We start from the raw sequence: 18,249 nt of genomic DNA on the forward strand, positions 1-18,249 counted from the left end.
CCTCGGAGCGGCCCCTTTCTCGTTGCGTCTCAGACGTCCAGGCGCAGCATCCGCGCCATCGTGCCACCCAGGACCAGCTTGGTCTCGTCGTCGGTCAGGCCCAGCGCCTGGATCGCCGCGATCTCGGTCGCCGGATCGGTCATCGGCCAATCCGACCCGAAGACGACGCGCTCGGCACCGTGCTTCTTGATGAGGGCGCGCACACGCTCGGGGCGCAGCGTGTTCAGCGACGGCGGCCAGGAGGTCTCCAGCACGATGTCCGCACCGGCGAGCATCTCCTCTGCGTCGTCGAGGATCTTGTATCCGCCGAAGTGGCAGGCCATCAGCCTCAGTCGCGGGAACTGCTTCGCGATCGCGGCGATCATGCCGGGGCTGGAGAGGCTGTTCGTGTAGGCGTCGCCGCCGGCACCCACGTGGGTGATGACGGCGATGTCCTCACCGAAGGCGTCGAGGATGTCCCACAGCCGCCGGTCGTCGAGGGCGAACCTCTGGAACAGGGGGTGGAGCTTGACCGCCGTCACGCCGTGGCGCGCAAGACTGGCCATGTTCTCCTCGACGGGGAGGTCGACGTGGACGGTGCCGAAGCCGAAGCGTGTGGGCGAGACCAGCCCCGCGACAAACTCGTTCACCCGGTCGACATGGCGCGCCTCGTTCGCGATCCCCAGGCAGCAGCTCATCGTCACGCCGGTGGCCTGCATCGACAGATCGAGGCCCCCCACGGTGCCCGTGCCGCGCGGCTCGAGCCCCGGCACGGGATTTCCCGTCAGCGCCTTCTCGGCGATCGCGTCGGGCCAGACGTGCGTGTGCGCATCGATGATCATGTCGTGCTCCGTTTGGCGAGCTGACGGGCCAGCGAGTCGAGCAGGACCTCGGTGGATCCCTCGTAGATGCGGACGGGGCGCGCGTTGCGGTAGAGCCGCTCGATCGTGCTGCCGCGCACGAGCCCGAATCGGCCCATCGCCTGCACCGCACGGTCGACGACGCGTCCGGCGGTCTCGGTCGCGATGACCTTGGCCATCGACGTGTCGGCGATGTGGGCGAGGGGGTTGGATGCCGCGAGCGCCGCCGCGCGGTAGGTGAGCGCCCGTGCGGCTTCGATCTCCGCCCAGCTCAGCGCGAGCGACTGCGAGATCGACCCGAGAGCCATGAGCGGCTTCCCGAACTGCTCGCGCGTCGTCGCGTGCGCGACCGCCTCGTTCAGCGCGGCCTGAGCAAGGCCCACCGCGGACCCCGCGACGGAGACGCGGAACACCGCGAGCGTCTGCAGCATGAGCGAGAAGGCCTTGCCCGGCTCGCCCAGGCGATGGGAGGCAGGCACCACGACGTCGTCGAAGTGCAGTTCGCCGATGATGTGCGGGGCCATGATGTCGGGGCCGCTCGTGATGGTCAGCCCCGGCGTGCCGGTGGGGACGAGGGCCATCGAGAAGCCGTCGCCCTCCTTGCCGAGCACGCAGGCGAAGTCGGCGGCACCGGCGTTCGTGATGAAGGCCTTGCGCCCCGAGATCCGAAGGACATCGCCGTCCTGCGTGATCGTCGTCGTGATGCCGCGCAGGTCCGACCCGATCTCCGGCTCGGTCAGGGCGATCGAGGGGATCGCCTGGACGCGGGCGACCTTGGGCAGCCATTCGCGGCGCAGTTCGTCGCTGCCGCCGATGCTCAGCGCATAGCTGCCGACGCCCTGCATCCCGAAGAGCGAGTCGAGGTGAGCCGAGACGCCCATCGCCTGCTCTCGGATGATCGCGATCGTCAGCGGATCCAGCGTCACGTCTCGGCCGCCGAACGCCGCCGGGACGACGAATGCGGCCAGGCCGCTGCGCTGGAGGGCCTCCAGCGTGGCGGGATGCACATCCGTCGCCTCATCGGCTTCGCCGGCGAACGGCGCCACGTCGGCAGCGAGGGCTCGAGCCGCTTCGCGGATCCGCTCGTGCGCCTCGTCGAGGGCGAACAACTTCTCTGTCACAGCGAGATGCCTTTCGGGGTGGAGGTCCGGGCCCAGGCTATCCGCGCTGGTCGAAGCGGCGGCCGGTGAGTTCGGACACGATGCGGGTGCGCTGCATGGCGGGCGTGCCGCCGGCGATCGCCCAGCCGTGGGAGTCGCGGTGGAGTCGCTCGAGCCCGTACTCCTCGGTGTACCCGTTGCCGCCGTGGACCTGGATGGCGAGATCGGTGACGCGCTTGGCCATCTCGTTGGCCGTGCACTTGGCCAGCGACACGTAGAGCGCGTTGGGGATGCCCTCGTCGGCGGTGGCCGCGGCGCGCTCGATCAGCAGGCGCGAGCCCTCGACCTGCAGCAGCATGTCGGCGAGCATCGTCTGGATCGTCTGGAACTCGATGATGTCCTTGCCGAACGCCTTGCGCTGCTGCGCGTAGGCGACGCTCTTCTCCAGCGCGGCCTGTCCGAGTGCGAGGCTCATCGTCGCATTGCCGAGACGTTCCACCGAGAAGACGCCGAAGAGCTTCTTGAAGTCGCCGGCGGGAACGACGATGTTCTCCTTCGGGACGACGACGTTGTCGAGGATGACATCGGCGGACGGGATGCCGCGGAAGCCCATGAGTCGCTCCGAGAGGCCGAAGCTGAGTCCGGGGGTGCCCTTCTCCACGACGACAGCGCCGATGCCCTTCGAGCCGGGCGCATCGGTGAGACGCGCGTAGACGAGGTAGAGATCGGCCTCGCCGCCATTGGAGATCCAGCGCTTCGTGCCGTTGAGGACGACGCCCCCGTCGGTCTCGCGCGCCGTCGTCTTCATGTCGGTCGCCGCGGAACCGGCATCCGGCTCACTGATGGCGACCGCCATCGTCCGCTCACCGCTGATGATGTCCGGCAGCCACCGCTCACGCTGCTCCGGGGTCGCCAGACGCGCGATGACCTGGGCGGGACCGGTGTTGGCCTCGAAGATCTGGAAGGCCGCCGGACGGCAGACCTTCGCGAACTCCTCGATCACGGCGAGCGCGTGAGAGAAGGGCGAACCGGATCCCCCGTACTGCTCCTCGTGGGCGATGCCCAGGAATCCGAGCTCACCCAGGGCCTTGCGCTGCTCGACCGTGATCGGCGTGCGTGTCACGTCCAGATCCTCGGCGATCGGCGCGTAGACATCGTGCGCGACCGCAGCCGCGAGCTTGCGAATCTCCTGCAATTCGTCAACCGTGATCATCGACATCGACATCACGCTCCTGCTCCGTAGTTTGTTGTCAGTTACCGTGAATCATGCCCACCAGGCGAATGATGCGCAAGGATTACGTTCTCAATAACTGTATATCATGATAAACAATTCCCATGACAATAGCCTCTAACCGCGATGTCGTCATCGTCGACGCCGTCCGCACGCCCATCGCGCGCGGAAAGGCCGGCGGGGCGCTCTCCGGCGTGCATCCCGTCGATCTGCTCGCCCAAACGCTGCAGCATCTCGTCGAGCGCAACGGCCTCGACCCCGCCACCGTCGACGACGTCCTGATCGGCTGCGTCTCGCAGACGGGCGAGCAGTCCGCGACCCCCGGCCGCATGGCGTGGCTGGCCGCCGGCTACCCGGCCCACGTCCCCGCCGCCACGATCGACCGCAAGTGCGGATCGAGCCAGCAGGCCGTCAGCTTCGCCGCGCAGGCGATCCTCGCCGACCACGCCGACATCATCATCGCGGGGGGCGTGGAGTCGATGAGCCGCGTGCCGATGGGCTCAGCGCGCGCCGGCGCAGACCCGTACGGTCAGGGGATCGCCGAGCGCTACGCGCCCGGCCTGACCTCGCAGGGCGTGTCGGCCGAACTCGTCGCGGAGAAATGGGGCATCTCGCGCGAAGAGATGGATGCGCTCGCGCTGAGCTCGCACCAGCGCGCCGCCGCGACGGACTTCTCCCGCGAGATCGTTCCCGTCATGACCCCGGACGGGCTCGTCACGCACGACAGCACGGTCCGCGCCGATACGACGCTCGAGCGTCTCGCGACCCTGGACACCGTCTTCCGCACCGACGACCTCGCCGCTCGCTTCCCCGATGTCGCCTGGGGTGTCACCGCGGGAAACTCCTCGCAGATCACCGACGGCGCGTCGGCCCTGCTCATCATGAGCGCCGAGCGCGCCGCCGCCCACGGCCGCATCCCCCGCGCGCGGGTGCACACGGTCACGGCGGTCGGCGATGACCCCCTGCTCATGCTGACCGCCCCGATCCCCGCGACGCACCTCGTGCTGCGGCGGGCCGGACTCACGATCGACGACATCGACCACATCGAGATCAATGAGGCCTTCGCCTCGGTCCCGCTCGCGTGGATGCGCGAGTTCGACGTGGACCCCGCGAAGGTGAACCCCCGGGGCGGCGCGATCGCGCTCGGGCACCCCCTCGGCGCGTCCGGTGCGCGCATCATGACCACGATGCTGCACGCCCTCGAGGACACGGGCGGCCGCTATGGGCTCCAGCTCATGTGCGAGGCGGGCGGCATGGCGAACGCCACCATCATCGAGCGGCTCGACGCAGGTCGCCGCATGGAAGGAGCATGACATGGATGTGAACGGCACATCGGCAGTGATCACGGGGGGAGCCTCGGGCCTCGGCCTGGCGACGGCTCAGGCCCTCGCAGCCAAGGGGGCGCACGTCGTGCTGCTCGACCTGCCCTCCTCGGCCGGCGAGGAGCGGGCGGCCGAGCTCGGCGGCACCTTCGCCCCCGCTGACGTGACCTCGCCCGAGCAGGTCGAAGCGGCGCTCGACGCCGCCGAAGCGGTCGCCCCGCTCCGCTCCCTCGTGCACTGCGCGGGACGCGGCGGCGCGCTGCGCCTGGTGGACCGCGACGGGAACCCGGGCGACCTCGAGCTGTACGAGACGGTCGTGCGGGTGAACCTCATCGGAACCTTCAATGTGCTGCGACTCGCCGCCGCGCGCATGGCGAAGAACGACCCGGTGGACGGCGAACGCGGCGTCTGCATCCTCACGGCATCGGTCGCCGCATGGGAAGGCCAGATCGGCCAGATCCCCTACGCCTCGGCCAAGGCCGGCATCGTCGGCATGACCCTCGTCGCGGCGCGCGACCTGGCGAGCAAGCTCATCCGCGTCGCGACGATCGCCCCGGGCACCTTCGACACCCCGATCCTCGCGAGGCTGTCGCAGGACGTGCGCGATTCGCTCGCCAAGACCGTTCCGCACCCCGCGCGGCTGGGGCATCCCGAGGAGTTCGCCTCGCTCGCAGCCCTCATGATCGAGAACCAGATGATCAACGGCGAGACGATCAGACTCGACGGCGCGATCCGGATGGCACCGCGATGACCGCGGAGCAGGCTGCAGCGGACGAGGTCCTGCTGCGCGAGGAGACCGACGGCGTCCTCGTCCTGACGATGAACCGGCCCGCGGCGCGAAACGCGATGTCCCTGGAGCTCGCGACGCGGCTCGCCGCCGCGTTCGAGGAGTTCGACGCGCGGCCCGAGTTGCGCGTCGCGGTGCTCACGGGAGCGGGCGGCACGTTCTGCGCCGGCATGGACCTCAAGGGCTTCTCCCGGGGCGAGATCCCCATCATCGAGGGGCGGGGGTTCGGCGGACTCGTCGAGCAGACGCCCGCCAAGCCCCTCATCGCGGCCGTCGAGGGCTGGGCCCTGGGCGGCGGGTTCGAACTCGCCCTGGCAAGCGACCTCATCGTCGCCGCCGACACGGCCACGTTCGGGCTGCCCGAGGTCAAGCGGGGCCTGACCGCGAACGCGGGGGGGCTCCTGCGCCTTCCGCGCCGCATCCCGTACCACCGGGCGATGGAGCTCATCCTCACCGGCAGGCCGCTTCCTGCCACCGAGGCGCAGGATCTGGGGCTCGTGACGACCGTCACCGCCGCGGGCGGCGCGCTGGATGCCGCGCGCGAACTCGCCGCCACGATCGCCGCCAACGCGCCGCTGGCCGTCGCGACCAGCAAGCGCATCATCCGCGAGTCGCCGGACTGGCCCGCGGACGAGATGTTCACGCGGCAGCACCCCATCGTCCAGCGCATCCGGGAGTCCGACGACGCGAAGGAAGGCGCCCGCGCCTTCGCCGAGAAGCGCTCGCCCGTCTGGACAGCATCCTGATCTGAGCGCACGAAGAAGGGCCCCGCCGAGGCGGGGCCCTTCTTCGTGCGTCAGTTCGCGGAGACGAGCGCCTCGCGGTCGTGCGTGTCCGGAGTGATCCCGTCCTTGCGCAGTTCCGCCTTCTGCACCTTCTCAGAAGGTGTCTTGGGCAGAGCCGACAGGATGCGGATGTAGCGGGGGACGGCGAACGCGGGCACCCGGCCGGCGGCGAACTCCCAGAGTTCGGTGACGTCGACGGGTCCGGACAGGACGAGGCACGCCATCACTTCGTCCTCGCCACCCTCGAACGCCGCCGGCACGGCGATGACGGCGCACTCCAGGACGGCAGGATGAGCGAGGATGCCCTGCTCGACCTCGTAGGAGCTGATGTTCTCCCCGCGGCGGCGCAGCGCATCCTTGTAGCGGTCGACGAAGTAGTACCAGCCGCCCTCGTCCTTGCGCAGCGCGTCGCCGGTGTGGAACCAGAGGTTCCGCCATGCTTCGACGGTCTTCTCGGGGGCGCCGTAGTAACCGGAGCTCAGCGTGAAGGGGTGCTTGGGGCGCACGACGAGCTCGCCGACCTCGCCGATGGGCACCTCGATGTCGGTCTCGGGATCCACCAGCTGCACGTCGAACCACTCCGACACCTGCAGCCCGGCCGCGCCCGGGGGGCGCTCCATCCCGTACGGGGACAGGATCGGCATCGACACCTCGGTCAGGCCGAAGACCTCGACGAAGGCCTCCACGCCGAACCGCTCGGCGAACCCTCCCGCGATCGAACTGGCCGTGGGGGCCGCGAAGATGCAGCGCAGGCTGTTGTCGGCATCGTTGTCGCGGACCGGCTGCTTCCAGACGAAGTCCATCATGACGCCGAGGAAGTTCGTGACCGTCACGCCGTTCTCACGGACCCAGTCGATCCAGCGAGAGGCACTGAATCGGCGGTACATGACGAAGCGGGCGCCCGCCACGAGGGCGGGGTAGGCCGCGAGCCACTGCGCATTGCCGTGGAAGAGCGGCGTGGTCACCATGTAGGTGTCTTCGGGAGTGAGCTGCGTGAGGTTCATGCATTCGACAGCGTCGAAGTAGAACTGCGCGTGCGGCATGGCGACGCCCTTGGAGGGACCTGTCGTGCCGCTCGTGAAGAAGATGGCGCCGAGGTCGCGCGCCGTGACGTCGGGCAGTTCGACATCGCGCCGAACGCGCAGATCGTCGAAGGACTCCGCCTCCCACCCTGCTTCGCGCAGCACGGCGAGCGCGCTGTCGAGCTCTCCGTCGTCGATCACCCAGAACTTCTCGACGCCGCCGCACGCGTCCTTGACCGGGGGGAAGCGGTGCGCGAAGGTCGAATCGACGACGACCCAGCGCGGCTCGGACGTGCGGACCTGGTGGGCCAGGAAGTCCAGTTCGTAGGCCGTGTTGATCGGGACCTCGACGAGCCCGCCCACACCGGACCCGAACCAGCTCAGGACGAGTTCCGAGCTGTTCTTGGCCTGGATCAGGACACGGTCGCCGTACGCGCCGCCGGCCGCGTAGATCGTCGTCGCGAAGGCCTCCGCGGCGGCGAGCGTCTCGGCGAAGGTCAACTCGACCCCCTCCTCGGGCGCAACGAGATACGTGCTGTCGGGGCGCACGGACGCCTGGTGGCGCAGCACCTTCTGGATGCTCCAGTCCTCGGGGTTCGAGAACGGGATAGTCAGTCCGGGGTACGTCTTCATCGATTCTCCTGGGCTCGCCCGCTACCTTGCGGTGTTCACAGTCGTCAAAATACCATGATTTCCATAATCATAGTTTTGCGACGACGGGAGCATCAATGCCAGGTCCCCTGCAGGGCATCCGGGTCCTCGAGATGGCGGGCCTCGGTCCGATCCCGCACGCCGGCATGCTCCTGGCGGACCTCGGTGCCGACGTCGTGCGCGTCGCCCGCCCCACCGGCAGCGCGATGGCAGAGCTCGCGGGGGATGTCGACCCCGTGCTGCGTAGCCGCACCCACACCCGCGTCGACCTGAAGAGCCCGGACGGCATCCGCGAGCTGGGCGAGCTCATCGCGCGCGCGGACGTCCTCATCGAAGGCTTCCGTCCCGGTGTGATGGAACGGCTCGGCTTCGGCCCCGACGCCGTCGCCGAGCTCAATCCGCGCCTCGTGTACGGCCGCATGACCGGGTGGGGCCGGGAGGGTCCGCGCTCGGCCGAGGCCGGGCACGACCTGAACTATCTCGCCGTGACGGGCATCCTGCACGCGATCGGACACCCCGGCACACCGCCCCCCGTACCGCTCACACTGCTCGGCGACTACGCCGGAGGCTCGCTCCCCCTCGCACTGGGAATCGTCAGCGCCCTCGTCGAGCGCGCATCATCCGGACGCGGCCAGGTCGTCGACATGGCGATGGTGGACGGGATCGGCATGGTCGCGCAGAAGATCTGGGCACTGCGGGGCGTCGGCCGCTGGTCGGATGAGCGAGGCGCGAACCTGCTCGACGGCGGCGCCCCCTTCTACGCCACCTACCGCTGCGCCGACGGTCGCTTCGTCGCCATCGGCGCGATCGAGCGCAAGTTCTTCGCGGAACTGGTGGCGCTGCTCGAAATCGATCCCGCGCCCCTGGCCGATCAGTACGACCCCGCGGGCTGGGCGGCATGGCGCGACGCCATCGGAGAGGCGCTCGCGTCGCGCCCGCGTGACGAGTGGGCCGCGCGCGCGGCGGGCACCGACGCCTGCGTCACTCCCGTGCTGACCTTCGCGGAGGCCCTCGAGGATGCGCACGCGCGGGAACGCGGCGCCTTCGTCGGCACGCAGACTCCGCTGGCGGCGCCGACCCCGCAGTTCTCGCGCTCCACACTCGACGCACCCACGCGCCCCGATGAGCCCGGGATCTCCCCGCGCGCCGTCGCGCAGCGGTGGGCCTAGCACCATGACATCGACACCGAGAGAAGGTTCACCCGTGAGCATCCAGCCTTTCCAGGAAGCATTCCTGTGCGCGTCCACGATCGACGGCGCATCACTCATGGACCGCATGGACAGCGCGCACGCCGCCGGCTACGACGGCATCGGGCTGCGACCGGGCCATGTGGCCCGCGCACTGCAGGAGGGCATGACGATCCCCTCGATCCGCAGCGCCTTCGCCGAGCGCTCCCTCGAGCTCTTCGAGATCGGCTTCCTCTCGGATTGGTGGCTCCCCGACGGCGCCAACGACAAGTCGCTCGCCCACGAGGCCTCGCTGTTCCGCCTCAAGGAGGCGCTCGGCGGGCGCCACATGATGGTGATCGGCGGTCCGCTCGATGCGGGTCTGGACACCGTCGCGGAGAGGTTCGCGGGCGTCTGCCGACGCGCGGCGGAGCACGGCCTGCGGGTCGCTCTGGAGTTCCTCCCCTGGACGGACACCCGCACGGTGCAGGACGCGTGGCGCATCGTCGAAGCCGCCGGGGAGCCCAACGGCGGCGTCGTCATCGACACGTGGCACTTCTTCCGCGGGGGCAGCACGCTGGAGCAGCTCGCCGAGCTTCCCGGCGACCGGATTCCGGTGATCCAGCTCAGCGACGGGCCGCTGGATGCGCGCGGGACCGAGCTGGAGGACACCTTCCACCGTCGCCGCCTTCCCGGCGCGGGCGAGTTCGACCTCGCGGCACTGCTGTCGGCTCTCGCGGAGAAGTCCGTGACCGCGCCGATCGGGATGGAAGTGCTCTCGGACGAGCTGCGCCCTCTGGAGACCCGCGTCGTGGCCGAGAAGACCCGCGCCGCACTGACGGGGCTCCTGGCCTCACTCTGAGCGAGGGCCGGAGTCCACCGCCAGCACGATCCTCCCGCGCACGCGACGAGATTCGATGTCGCGCAGGGCCTCTGCGGCCTGTTCCAGCGGCCGCACGAGGACGGGGCTCGGGAGGATCCGTCCCTCCTGGACCCATCGCATGATGTCGGCCCACTGGCTCTGGGCGTACCCCGGGTTCGCGCGGGAGTACGGACCCCACGCGACGCCGCGCACATCGATGTTGTTGAGGAGCAGGCGGTTCAGGCGAACTGCGGGGATGGCCCCGCCCACATAGCCCACCGTCAGCAGCCGGCCGCCCGTGCGCAGCGACCGAAGGCCCTCGAGCACGACCTCCTCCGTGCCGACGACATCGAGGACGACCCCCACACCCGCACCGTCGGCGATCTCTCGCACCTGCGCGGCATCGACGCCGACGACGACCTCATCCGCACCGAACCCGCGCACGAACGCGGCGGAGTCGGGCGAGGACACCGCGGCGACGACCCGGGCCCCCATCGCCTTGGCCACCTGAACCGCGGCGCTGCCGACCGCGCCGGCGGCGCCCGTGACGAGAAGCCACTCACCGCGGCGCAGATCGGCACGACAACCGAGCGCGAAGTGCGCGGTGAGGAAGGACAGGGGCATCCCCGCCGCGTCGGCGAACCCGATTCCGGCGGGGAGCGCAAGCAGTCGCTCCGCCGGCACGAGCACGACCTCCGCCGCACCCCCGTGGGAGAGGGGCGCGGCCACGCGGTCTCCGGCACGGAGCCCCTGGGCGGGCGCGTCATCCAGCAGCGTTCCGGCGACGTCCACGCCCGTCACGAACGGCAGGTCGGGTCGCGCCTGATATTTCCCGTAGGACATCAGCAGATCAGGGTAGGAGAGTCCGACCGCACGGACGGCGACGCGAGACGCGCCCTCGGATGCAACGGGCACCGGAACATCGGCGACCTCGACGCCGGACGGCCCCGTCAGCCGGACGACGCGGGCCGCCCTCATTCGGACACTCCACGCATGAGTCGCACCAACCCCTTCTGATCACTATGATAATCATCAATTGATCCGGCCGCGCAGCCCTGACAAGCTCGGAACGCGGCCACCGGCGAGAGGACGACGAACCATGGCAGACATCGAAGTCGAAGACCGTGGCGGCGTCCGCTGGATCCGCATCAACCGCCCTGAGCGCCGCAACGCCTACGACCGCGAGATGGCCGCGGCGATGACCGAGGCGTTCATCACCGCCTCACCGTTCGAAGCCGTGGTCCTGACGGGCTCCGGCGGCTCCTTCTGCGCCGGCGGCTACCTCGCGAACCTGGAATCGGCCGACCCCGAGACGATCCGCGCGCTCTTCGCCAGCTCGCTGCGCCTGGTCGAAGCGATCCGCGATTGCCCGCGCCCCGTCATCGCCGCCGTCGACGGCCCCGCAGCCGGCGGCGGCAACGAACTGGTCATCGCGTGCGATTTCGCCATCGCGACACGCCGCTCGACCTTCGGCCAGACCGGACCCCGCGTGGGGTCGGCGCCCGTGCTCGGTGCGACGAACCTCCTGCCCATCCAGATCGGCGAGAAGCGCGCCAAGGAGATGGCGATGATGTGCCGCCGCTACTCCGCCGACCAGGCACTCTCCTGGGGACTGATCAACGAGGTGACCGAGGACGACGGACTGGAGGCCGCCGTCGAGCGCTGGCTCGCCGAGATCCACGAGCTGAGCCCCCGATCGCTGGAGATCGTCAAGGTGAGCTCGAACGTGTGGTGGAACGCCGCGGGTGACAACATGCGGTCGGGCCTCGCGATGCTCGTCCAGGCCATCGGCGGGCACGACATGGTCGAGGGCGCTCGCGCGTTCCTCGAGAAGCGGAAGCCGAACTTCCGCGGAAAGGCCTAGGCCGTGTTGATCAAGTGGTTTCGCTCCCGGCTGGGTGAGTCTTGAACGGTGACGCGGCAGGAGATCTCTGACGATGTGTGGGCTGTGATGGAGCCGTTGATGCCGACGGTGACGGGGCGGTCGAGGCCGTGGACGGATCACCGGCTCGCTGTCGAGGGGATGGCGTGGAAGTACCGGACCGGGGCGCCGTGGCGGGATGTCCCGGAGCGGTTCGGGAAGTGGAACTCGATCTACAAGCGGTTCAACCGGTGGGCCGAGGACGGCACCTGGGCGAAGCTGCTGGCCGAGGTGCAGAAGCAGGCCGACGCCGCTGGCAAGATCGACTGGGTCGTCTCGATCGATTCCACGATTGCGCGTGTGCATCAGCACGGCGCGACACTCGCCCGGGACACAGGGGGCTCTGCCGAATCCCAAGAATCCATGGTTCGAGCCGCCTGATCACGGGATCGGCCGCTCTCGCGGCGGGCTGACGACCAAGCTGCACCTGGTCTGCGACGGTCGCGGTCGGCCGCTGGGGATGATGATCACCGGCGGGAACATCAACGACACCACGATGATGACCGCCGTGCTCGAGGACATCCGCGTGCCCCGCCACGGGAAGGGCCGGCCCCGCACCCGCCCCGACCGTGTGCTCGCCGACAAGGGCTACCCGTCGAAGGCGAACCGAGCCTGGCTGCGCGACCGCAGGATCGCGGCGACCATCCCAGAGCGCGACGACCAGATCGCACACCGCCGCAAGAAGCCGGGCCGTCCGATCGACTTCGGCGACCAGCAGCAGGAGCGCTACAAGGGCCGTAACGTCGTCGAACGCTGCTTCAACAAGCTCAAGCAGTGGCACGGCATCGCGATGCGCTCCGACAAACTCGTCCGCAGCTACCGCGCCGCCGTCAGCCTCGCCGCCACGCTGATCTGGATCAAATCAGACTTGATCAACACGGCCTAGCGACGAGTTCTGCCGCCCCTGCTGCCTACGCGCCGGACGAACCGAACCGCGTACTGCTAGACCCCGGGCGGACGCTGGACCACTTCGACGTGGAACCCGTCGGGATCCACGAAGTACACCGCGCTTCCGCCCGCGAGCACCCCGCTGGCGGCGACCACCGGGCTCGACGAGCGGGCGGAGTAGCCGGCGGCGACCATGCGGTCGAAGAGCGCGCCGAGGTCGTCCGTCTCCAGGGCGAAGTGGGCCGACGCGATATCCCATGGCCGGGATGACGCATCCACCCGATCCAGCCCCTCGACCTCGATCAGCTCGAGGATCTCCGGACCGCCGTCGAGACCCAGGAAGACGACGTCGCCGCTGGCGCCGCCGTCGGTTCCCCAGACAGCGGTCGCGGCAGGACTCAGCGATGCGCGCCGGCGGATCTGCATCCCCAGCCCATCACAGTAGAACGCGATGCTGCGTGACATGCTGGCCACCGCGAGCCCGACATGCCAGAACCTCAACTGCGCACCCATGCGAGCACGCCCGCACTCAGAGAACCGAGTGCGGCTGAAGCGCCCACGGCGCGATGCGTCCCGATGCCCGGTAGTCGTCGGGAAGGTCATCCGTCATGTCGAGAGAGGCAGCCATGCGGCCGAAACCCACGAACAGCGCGACGTTGAAGCAGATCTCCATGATCTCGGGCTCCGAGAAGTGGCGGCGCAGCTCATCGAACACCGCGTCGTCGATCGCGAGATGATCCGTCGCGAGGAGATCGGCGTACCGCAGCGCGGCGCGCTCCGCCTCGGTGACGTCCGCGGCCTCCTCGGGTCGCTCCAGCGAGCAGACGACGCCCTCTGCGAGCGGCTCCTCCGAGCCGACGGAGTAGCGCAGCGACATGCAGCTGCGGCACTGATTGTGAAAGGCTACGCGCAGGCGGAGCATCTCCATGAGACGGCCGCTGATCGTCGATTCACGCATGAGCGTGTCGGCGAACTGTCGGAACGGCCCGGCAAGGCGGGGGGCGTTGGCGTAGACGCGCTGTCGCAGCGGCGCGTCCGCTCCGAACAGCGGCTCGTACACCTCTGCGGATGCGGGTTTAATCCGGCTCATCAGGGTCCTTTCGTCCTTGAATGACTCCTGCTAACTTCATGACAACTATTAGCATGCTTTTACGCATGGCGCCAGAACCCGACTGGCGCACCCGAAGGCAGCCAACGGAGGTTCCTTTTGTCCCACGCAGCAGACATCGCTCCCGCAACCCTGCGCAGCTTCGACAAGCTGTACATCGGCGGGTCCTGGACGGAGCCTTCCAGCGATGCCGTCATCGAGATCGTCTCCCCCATCACGGAGGAGGTCATCGCGACCACTCCGGCAGCGCAGCCTGGCGACATCGACCGCGCCGTCGCCGCGGCGCGCAAGGCGTTCGACCACGGCCCGTGGCCGCGCATGTCGCCCCAGGAGCGCGCGACGTACCTGGTGCGCATCCGCGAGGAGATCGCCCAGCGCGTGCCCGAGCTCGTCGACGCGTTCACCGCCGAGATCGGCGCCGCGCCGGGCGCCGCCGTCGCGTTCACGAACAACGCGCTGAAGATGTTCGACGACGCCTCGACGCTGGCCGATCGCTTCGCCTGGACCGAGGCCCGCTCGTGGGAGGGCGGCAGCGGCTACATCGTCCGCGAGCCGATCGGCGTCGTCGGCGTGATCATCCCTTGGAACGGCCCGGTCGCAACCGCCGCGCTCAAGATCGCACCCGCACTCGCCGCCGGGTGCACCGTCATCCTCAAGCCGGCCCCGGAGTGCGCCGTCGAGATCCTCATGCTCGCCGAGGCGATCGAGGCCGCGGGTCTGCCCGAAGGCGTCGTGAGCATCCTCCCCGCGCAGCGCGAAGAGTCCGAGCACCTGGTCACCCACCCCGCGGTCGACAAGATCACGTTCACGGGTTCGACGGCAGTCGGCCGCCGCCTCATGGCGCTGTGCGCCGAGCGCATCGCACGGGTGACGCTGGAGCTGGGCGGAAAGTCGGCGGGAATCATCGCGGACGACATCCCCCTCGAGGACTTCCTCGTCGGTCTCGCCTTCGCCGGCATCGGCCACAGCGGTCAGGTCTGCGCCGCGATCACCCGGATTCTCGTGCCGAGGGAGCGCCAGGAAGAGGTCGTCCAGGCACTGAAGACCGTCTACGAGTCGGTCAAGGTGGGCGACCCGCGTGAGCCCGACACGATCCTCGGCCCGCTCGTCTCCGCCCGCCAGCGCGAGCGTGTGCTGGAGTACGTCGAGATCGGCAAGGCGGAGGGCGCCCGCCTCGTCACCGGCGGCGCCGCGCCGGCCGATCTCCCGACGGGCTTCTACGTCCAGCCGACGCTCTTCGCCGATGTCACCCCCGACATGCGGATCGCGCAGGAGGAGATCTTCGGGCCCGTCGTGACGGTCATCCCGTTCGACTCGATCGATGAGGCCGTCGAGATCGCCAACGGCACGATCTACGGCCTGTCCGGCGCCGTCTACGCGCGCGACACAGCCCTGGCCGAGGACATCGCACGACGCGTGCGGACCGGCCAAATGTCGATCAACGCGTGGGACATGTGCGTGACGGAGCCGTTCGGCGGCTTCAAGCAGTCCGGACTCGGACGCGAAGGCAACGTCGAGGGCCTGTCGGGCTTCGTCGAGTCGAAGCTGATCCAGGGCGCATCGCTGCCCGCATGAGCGCCCCGGTGGCGGGGGCCCCCCGCCGCCCCCCCCCCCCCCCCCCCCACGGGCGCCGCCACCATCCCCACGCCAGGAGCCCGATGACCTCCCCCGATCTCCAAGACCTCCGCGGCGCAAGGCTGGACCGGCGCGACCAGGAGGAACTCCTGCTCACGCAGTCCGAATGCACCCTCGTCTTTACGGACGAGGACGGCGCCCCCAGCGGCACGGTGCTGAGCTTCGCCTACGACGGCGACCTGCTCTGGCTGACCAGCGTGCAGGGGCGTGTGCACGTGCGCGCGATCCAGCGGGACCCGTCCGTCGGCATCGTCGTCTCGAACGCGGGCACGGCACTGCCCGGTCGGAAGATGCTCTCTCTGCGCGGAGTGGCGACACTGCACACCGAGACGGAAGCCGCCGAGCCGGCGCTTCGCAAGATCGCGGCCCGCCTGACGCCCGGCGCGGAAGAGGGCTTCCTCCACGCGCTCCGCGTTCCGGGCCGCGTCGCCATCAGCTTCCGCCCCACGAGGGTCGTCGCCAGCCACAACTCGCTTCGTCTGGCCGGTGACGGGCGCGGCGGGCGATGAGCCCGGCGTCTTGCGCACGCATCGAACGATGCATACTCTTATTTCTATAATCATAGATTGGGACGGCTTCATCATCGCTGGATGATCGCCCAAGGAGGAGAGATTCAATGAAGAGACTCGACGGCCGCATCGCCCTCATCACCGCTGCGGGCTCCGGGATGGGCCGCGCAGGCGCCCTCCGATTCGGGAGCGAAGGCGCCCACGTCCTCGTCACCGACCTCGACGAGCAGGCCGCGCAGGCCGTCGCCGACGAGATCATCGCCGCGGGCGGCACTGCCACGGCGCGCCGCCTCGACGTCAGCGACGTCTCGGCGATCCAGGACACGTTCACGTGGATCGAGAACGAGTTCGGGATCCTCCACGTCCTGTACAACCACGCCGGCATCCCGGGCGCGCCCGGCCTGGAGGTCACCCCCGAGCAGTACGAGAAGGCGATGGACATCAACCTGCGCAGCGCGTTCTTCGCGACGCAGTACGCCACGCCGCTGCTGCGCAAGGCCGCTCCGAAGGCATCCATCATCTTCACGTCGTCGACGTCGGGCCAGGTCGGCTCCCCGTTCAGCCCGCTGTACTCTCTCGCGAAGGGCGGCATCACGGTCTTCATGAAGGCCGTCGCCAAGCGCCTCGGCCCCGAGGGCATCCGCTCCAACGCCATCCTCCCCGCCATGATCGAGACGCCGATGCTCTCGGAGTTCTTCGGCCGCGAGGCCGGCGCCGACATCGAGGCCGTCAAGAACGACTTCGCCCGCAACGTGCCGCTGGGACGCGCCGGTTCGCCGGACGAGGTCGCCGCCGCCGCCGCGTTCCTCGCGAGCGATGATGCAAGCTGGATCACCGGGACCGCGCTCCCCCTGGACGGAGGCCTGCTGGCATGACGATCACGGCATTCGAAACCCTCGACAACCTGAGCGCCTCGGCACGGGCGCTCATTGAGGGCCCCCTCAACTGGATCGGCGGCGAATGGGAGGAGGGCCAGTCCTCCGAGATCAACACCGTCCTGAACCCCTCCACCGGCGGCGTGCTCCGCAGCGACCCGCACGCGACGCCCGATCAGGCCCGTCGCGCCGTGCGCGCAGCCCGCGAAGCCTTCGACAAGGGGCCGTGGGGCCGCTCGACGCCGGCGTATCGCGCCGCGGCGCTCAACCGCCTCGCCGACCTCATGGACGAGTACTACGACGAGCTCGTCGAGATCATCATCACCGAGGTGGGCACCCCCGTCGCGCTCGCGCGCGGGATGCAGGTCTCGATGCCCGTCGCGAACATCCGCTGGGCGGCCGATATGGCGCTCAAGGGACCCCGTGGCGGTTACGAGGAGCCGCTCCTGCCGAGCTTCCAGGCTCCTGCCTCCAGCTCCGTCCTCCAGCGCGTGCCCGCGGGCGTCGTCGCCGGCATCACGGGCTACAACTTCCCCATCAACTCCGTCGTGTGGAAGCTGGGCCCCGGCCTCGCCGCCGGCTGCACGCTCGTGTTCAAGTCGTCCGAGCGCACCCCGCTGTCCACGCGCGCTCTCATGAAGCTCGTCGAGATGGCCGACATCCCGATGGGCGTCGTCAACTTCGTCTCGGGACTGGGTGACGTCGGCGAGGTCCTCACAACGGATCCCGCCGTCGACATGGTCATGTTCACGGGCTCGCTCAAGGTGGGCAAGGCGATCCAGCGCGCCGCGGCCGAGACGACGAAGAAGACGATCCTCGAGCTCGGCGGCAAGTCGGCGAACATCCTGCTTCCCACCGTCTCGGACTTCGACGCGATCGTGGAGCCCTCCATCATGCGGTTCGCACGCAACTCCGGCCAGGGCTGCGGATCCACGACCCGCATGCTCGTTCCCCGCGCCCAGTACGACGACTTCGCCGGCAGCATCCAGCGCTTCGTCGGCAACCTCAAGGTCGGCCTGCCCTGGGATGAGGAGAACCACCTCGGACCGCTCATCCGCGAGGAGCAGCGTCAGTTCGTCGCAGGCTTCGTGGACCGCGCGGTCGACAGCGGGGCGGAGATCATCGCGGGCGGTGGCGCGACGGAGGGCCTGGACGGCTACTTCTACAACCCGACCGTCGTCGGCGCCGTGGACAACACGTGGGAGATCGCCCGCGAAGAGCTCTTCGGGCCCGTGGGCGTCCTCATCCCCTACGACACCGTCGAGGAGGCGATCGACATCGCCCACGACTCACCTTACGGACTCCACGCCGCCGTGTACGGAGACCCCACGGAGGCGTACGGCGTGGCCACGCGACTGCGCACGGGAGCCGTGTCGATCAACGGCGGCGGCTACATGCGCCCGGACGCACCCTGGGGCGGCTTCAAGCTGTCGGGCTATGGACGGGAGATGGGAGCCGACGGCTTCCAGGAGTTCTTCCAGGTCAAGCACATCCAGTGGCCCATCCGCTGAGCCCTTCCTCCTGAACGCACGAGGTGCCGTCCGCTTC

18 protein-coding genes are annotated in these 18,249 nt (G+C 69.4%); 11 read left to right on the forward strand and 7 right to left on the reverse strand.

The window, feature by feature from the left end:
- Nucleotides 1-29: 29 nt before the first annotated feature.
- The 3 genes from ACFC3F_RS14080 to ACFC3F_RS14090 are packed head-to-tail and all read right to left on the reverse strand — an operon-like array spanning nucleotide 30 to nucleotide 3,158.
- Entirely contained in the window at nucleotides 30-821 is a 792-nt protein-coding gene (locus tag ACFC3F_RS14080) for an amidohydrolase family protein (RefSeq protein ID WP_376130988.1), read from the reverse strand.
- Nucleotides 818-1,960: an acyl-CoA dehydrogenase family protein gene (locus tag ACFC3F_RS14085; RefSeq protein WP_376130991.1), complete on the reverse strand. Its 1,143-nt coding sequence runs from the start codon at nucleotides 1,958-1,960 to the stop codon at nucleotides 818-820. Before ACFC3F_RS14085 ends, ACFC3F_RS14080 begins: the two co-directional genes overlap by 4 nt.
- Before the next feature lie 37 nt (nucleotides 1,961-1,997).
- Complete coding sequence (locus ACFC3F_RS14090) at nucleotides 1,998-3,158, reverse strand: acyl-CoA dehydrogenase family protein (RefSeq protein ID WP_376130994.1); 1,161 nt, start codon at nucleotides 3,156-3,158, stop codon at nucleotides 1,998-2,000.
- Nucleotides 3,159-3,274: 116 nt separating this feature from the next.
- Between ACFC3F_RS14090 and ACFC3F_RS14095 the strand changes: the two genes are divergently transcribed.
- Genes ACFC3F_RS14095 through ACFC3F_RS14105 form a run of 3 tightly spaced genes read left to right on the forward strand, consistent with a single transcriptional unit; the run spans nucleotide 3,275 to nucleotide 6,025 of the window.
- Nucleotides 3,275-4,483, forward strand: a complete 1,209-nt coding sequence (locus ACFC3F_RS14095; protein ID WP_376130997.1) for a thiolase family protein — start codon at nucleotides 3,275-3,277, stop codon at nucleotides 4,481-4,483.
- A 1-nt stretch (nucleotide 4,484) separates the two neighbouring features.
- Nucleotides 4,485-5,243: an SDR family NAD(P)-dependent oxidoreductase gene (locus ACFC3F_RS14100; protein ID WP_376131000.1), complete on the forward strand. Its 759-nt coding sequence runs from the start codon at nucleotides 4,485-4,487 to the stop codon at nucleotides 5,241-5,243.
- Nucleotides 5,240-6,025 carry a crotonase/enoyl-CoA hydratase family protein gene (locus tag ACFC3F_RS14105; protein WP_376131003.1) on the forward strand — a complete coding sequence of 262 codons (786 nt, stop codon included), beginning with the start codon at nucleotides 5,240-5,242 and terminating at the stop codon, nucleotides 6,023-6,025. The genes ACFC3F_RS14100 and ACFC3F_RS14105 overlap by 4 nt, the downstream gene beginning before the upstream one ends.
- A gap of 50 nt (nucleotides 6,026-6,075) precedes the next feature.
- Here the strand turns inward: ACFC3F_RS14105 and ACFC3F_RS14110 are convergent, their stop codons facing one another.
- Entirely contained in the window at nucleotides 6,076-7,719 is a 1,644-nt protein-coding gene (locus ACFC3F_RS14110) for an AMP-binding protein (RefSeq protein WP_376131006.1), read from the reverse strand.
- 95 nt (nucleotides 7,720-7,814) lie between these two features.
- Here ACFC3F_RS14110 and ACFC3F_RS14115 point away from each other — a divergent pair, with 95 nt between their 5' ends.
- Both ACFC3F_RS14115 and ACFC3F_RS14120 read left to right on the forward strand, forming a co-directional pair.
- Nucleotides 7,815-8,906, forward strand: coding sequence for a CaiB/BaiF CoA transferase family protein (locus ACFC3F_RS14115; RefSeq protein WP_376131009.1), 1,092 nt, complete (start codon nucleotides 7,815-7,817; stop codon nucleotides 8,904-8,906).
- 34 nt (nucleotides 8,907-8,940) lie between these two features.
- Nucleotides 8,941-9,765, forward strand: coding sequence for a sugar phosphate isomerase/epimerase family protein (locus ACFC3F_RS14120; protein WP_376131012.1), 825 nt, complete (start codon nucleotides 8,941-8,943; stop codon nucleotides 9,763-9,765).
- Here the strand turns inward: ACFC3F_RS14120 and ACFC3F_RS14125 are convergent.
- Entirely contained in the window at nucleotides 9,757-10,743 is a 987-nt protein-coding gene (locus ACFC3F_RS14125; protein ID WP_376131014.1) for an NADPH:quinone oxidoreductase family protein, read from the reverse strand. The two genes, ACFC3F_RS14120 and ACFC3F_RS14125, sit on opposite strands and share 9 nt — an antisense overlap.
- Before the next feature lie 121 nt (nucleotides 10,744-10,864).
- Between ACFC3F_RS14125 and ACFC3F_RS14130 the strand changes: the two genes are divergently transcribed.
- Both ACFC3F_RS14130 and ACFC3F_RS14135 read left to right on the forward strand, forming a co-directional pair.
- Nucleotides 10,865-11,629: an enoyl-CoA hydratase/isomerase family protein gene (locus ACFC3F_RS14130; RefSeq protein WP_376131017.1), complete on the forward strand. Its 765-nt coding sequence runs from the start codon at nucleotides 10,865-10,867 to the stop codon at nucleotides 11,627-11,629.
- Nucleotides 11,630-11,716: 87 nt separating this feature from the next.
- Nucleotides 11,717-12,572 (forward strand): IS5 family transposase gene (locus tag ACFC3F_RS14135; RefSeq protein ID WP_376131037.1). Its coding sequence is split into 2 segments (ribosomal slippage): nucleotides 11,717-12,034 and nucleotides 12,036-12,572, totalling 855 coding nucleotides; the frame shifts between segments, so codons are not numbered across the junction.
- Between the two features lie 56 nt (nucleotides 12,573-12,628).
- On the opposite strand, the gene ACFC3F_RS14140 is transcribed toward ACFC3F_RS14135, so the two are convergent.
- Both ACFC3F_RS14140 and ACFC3F_RS14145 read right to left on the reverse strand, forming a co-directional pair.
- Nucleotides 12,629-13,177 carry a VOC family protein gene (locus ACFC3F_RS14140; protein WP_376131020.1) on the reverse strand — a complete coding sequence of 183 codons (549 nt, stop codon included), beginning with the start codon at nucleotides 13,175-13,177 and terminating at the stop codon, nucleotides 12,629-12,631.
- Complete coding sequence (locus ACFC3F_RS14145) at nucleotides 13,104-13,664, reverse strand: carboxymuconolactone decarboxylase family protein (RefSeq protein ID WP_376131023.1); 561 nt, start codon at nucleotides 13,662-13,664, stop codon at nucleotides 13,104-13,106. Before ACFC3F_RS14145 ends, ACFC3F_RS14140 begins: the two co-directional genes overlap by 74 nt.
- Before the next feature lie 117 nt (nucleotides 13,665-13,781).
- Between ACFC3F_RS14145 and ACFC3F_RS14150 the strand changes: the two genes are divergently transcribed.
- From ACFC3F_RS14150 to ACFC3F_RS14165, 4 genes are all read left to right on the forward strand, one after another.
- The gene (locus tag ACFC3F_RS14150; protein ID WP_376131026.1) at nucleotides 13,782-15,257 is read left to right on the forward strand and encodes an aldehyde dehydrogenase; all 1,476 of its coding nucleotides are present in this window, start codon (nucleotides 13,782-13,784) and stop codon (nucleotides 15,255-15,257) included.
- A gap of 83 nt (nucleotides 15,258-15,340) precedes the next feature.
- Nucleotides 15,341-15,826 carry a pyridoxamine 5'-phosphate oxidase family protein gene (locus ACFC3F_RS14155; protein ID WP_376131029.1) on the forward strand — a complete coding sequence of 162 codons (486 nt, stop codon included), beginning with the start codon at nucleotides 15,341-15,343 and terminating at the stop codon, nucleotides 15,824-15,826.
- Nucleotides 15,827-15,933: 107 nt separating this feature from the next.
- The gene (locus ACFC3F_RS14160) at nucleotides 15,934-16,701 is read left to right on the forward strand and encodes an SDR family NAD(P)-dependent oxidoreductase (RefSeq protein ID WP_376131032.1); all 768 of its coding nucleotides are present in this window, start codon (nucleotides 15,934-15,936) and stop codon (nucleotides 16,699-16,701) included.
- Complete coding sequence (locus ACFC3F_RS14165; protein ID WP_376131035.1) at nucleotides 16,698-18,212, forward strand: aldehyde dehydrogenase family protein; 1,515 nt, start codon at nucleotides 16,698-16,700, stop codon at nucleotides 18,210-18,212. The genes ACFC3F_RS14160 and ACFC3F_RS14165 overlap by 4 nt, the downstream gene beginning before the upstream one ends.
- The last annotated feature ends 37 nt before the right edge of the window (nucleotides 18,213-18,249 follow it).

The organism is Microbacterium sp. NPDC055910, assembly GCF_042271185.1.
GTDB lineage: Bacteria > Actinomycetota > Actinomycetes > Actinomycetales > Microbacteriaceae > Microbacterium.

What these genes read in the sequence shown, in the direction of transcription:
- ACFC3F_RS14095 (WP_376130997.1), top strand. Translation starts at nt 3,275, where the DNA reads ATGACAATAGCCTCTAACCGCGATGTCGTCATCGTCGACGCCGTCCGC.
- ACFC3F_RS14105 (WP_376131003.1), top strand. Translation starts at nt 5,240, where the DNA reads ATGACCGCGGAGCAGGCTGCAGCGGACGAGGTCCTGCTGCGCGAGGAG.
- ACFC3F_RS14165 (WP_376131035.1), top strand. Translation starts at nt 16,698, where the DNA reads ATGACGATCACGGCATTCGAAACCCTCGACAACCTGAGCGCCTCGGCA.
- ACFC3F_RS14125 (WP_376131014.1), bottom strand. Translation starts at nt 10,743, where the DNA reads ATGAGGGCGGCCCGCGTCGTCCGGCTGACGGGGCCGTCCGGCGTCGAG.
- ACFC3F_RS14110 (WP_376131006.1), bottom strand. Translation starts at nt 7,719, where the DNA reads ATGAAGACGTACCCCGGACTGACTATCCCGTTCTCGAACCCCGAGGAC.
- ACFC3F_RS14080 (WP_376130988.1), bottom strand. Translation starts at nt 821, where the DNA reads ATGATCATCGATGCGCACACGCACGTCTGGCCCGACGCGATCGCCGAG.
- ACFC3F_RS14145 (WP_376131023.1), bottom strand. Translation starts at nt 13,664, where the DNA reads ATGAGCCGGATTAAACCCGCATCCGCAGAGGTGTACGAGCCGCTGTTC.
- ACFC3F_RS14100 (WP_376131000.1), top strand. Translation starts at nt 4,485, where the DNA reads ATGGATGTGAACGGCACATCGGCAGTGATCACGGGGGGAGCCTCGGGC.
- ACFC3F_RS14155 (WP_376131029.1), top strand. Translation starts at nt 15,341, where the DNA reads ATGACCTCCCCCGATCTCCAAGACCTCCGCGGCGCAAGGCTGGACCGG.
- ACFC3F_RS14160 (WP_376131032.1), top strand. Translation starts at nt 15,934, where the DNA reads ATGAAGAGACTCGACGGCCGCATCGCCCTCATCACCGCTGCGGGCTCC.
- ACFC3F_RS14140 (WP_376131020.1), bottom strand. Translation starts at nt 13,177, where the DNA reads ATGACCTTCCCGACGACTACCGGGCATCGGGACGCATCGCGCCGTGGG.
- ACFC3F_RS14090 (WP_376130994.1), bottom strand. Translation starts at nt 3,158, where the DNA reads ATGTCGATGATCACGGTTGACGAATTGCAGGAGATTCGCAAGCTCGCG.
- ACFC3F_RS14115 (WP_376131009.1), top strand. Translation starts at nt 7,815, where the DNA reads ATGCCAGGTCCCCTGCAGGGCATCCGGGTCCTCGAGATGGCGGGCCTC.
- ACFC3F_RS14130 (WP_376131017.1), top strand. Translation starts at nt 10,865, where the DNA reads ATGGCAGACATCGAAGTCGAAGACCGTGGCGGCGTCCGCTGGATCCGC.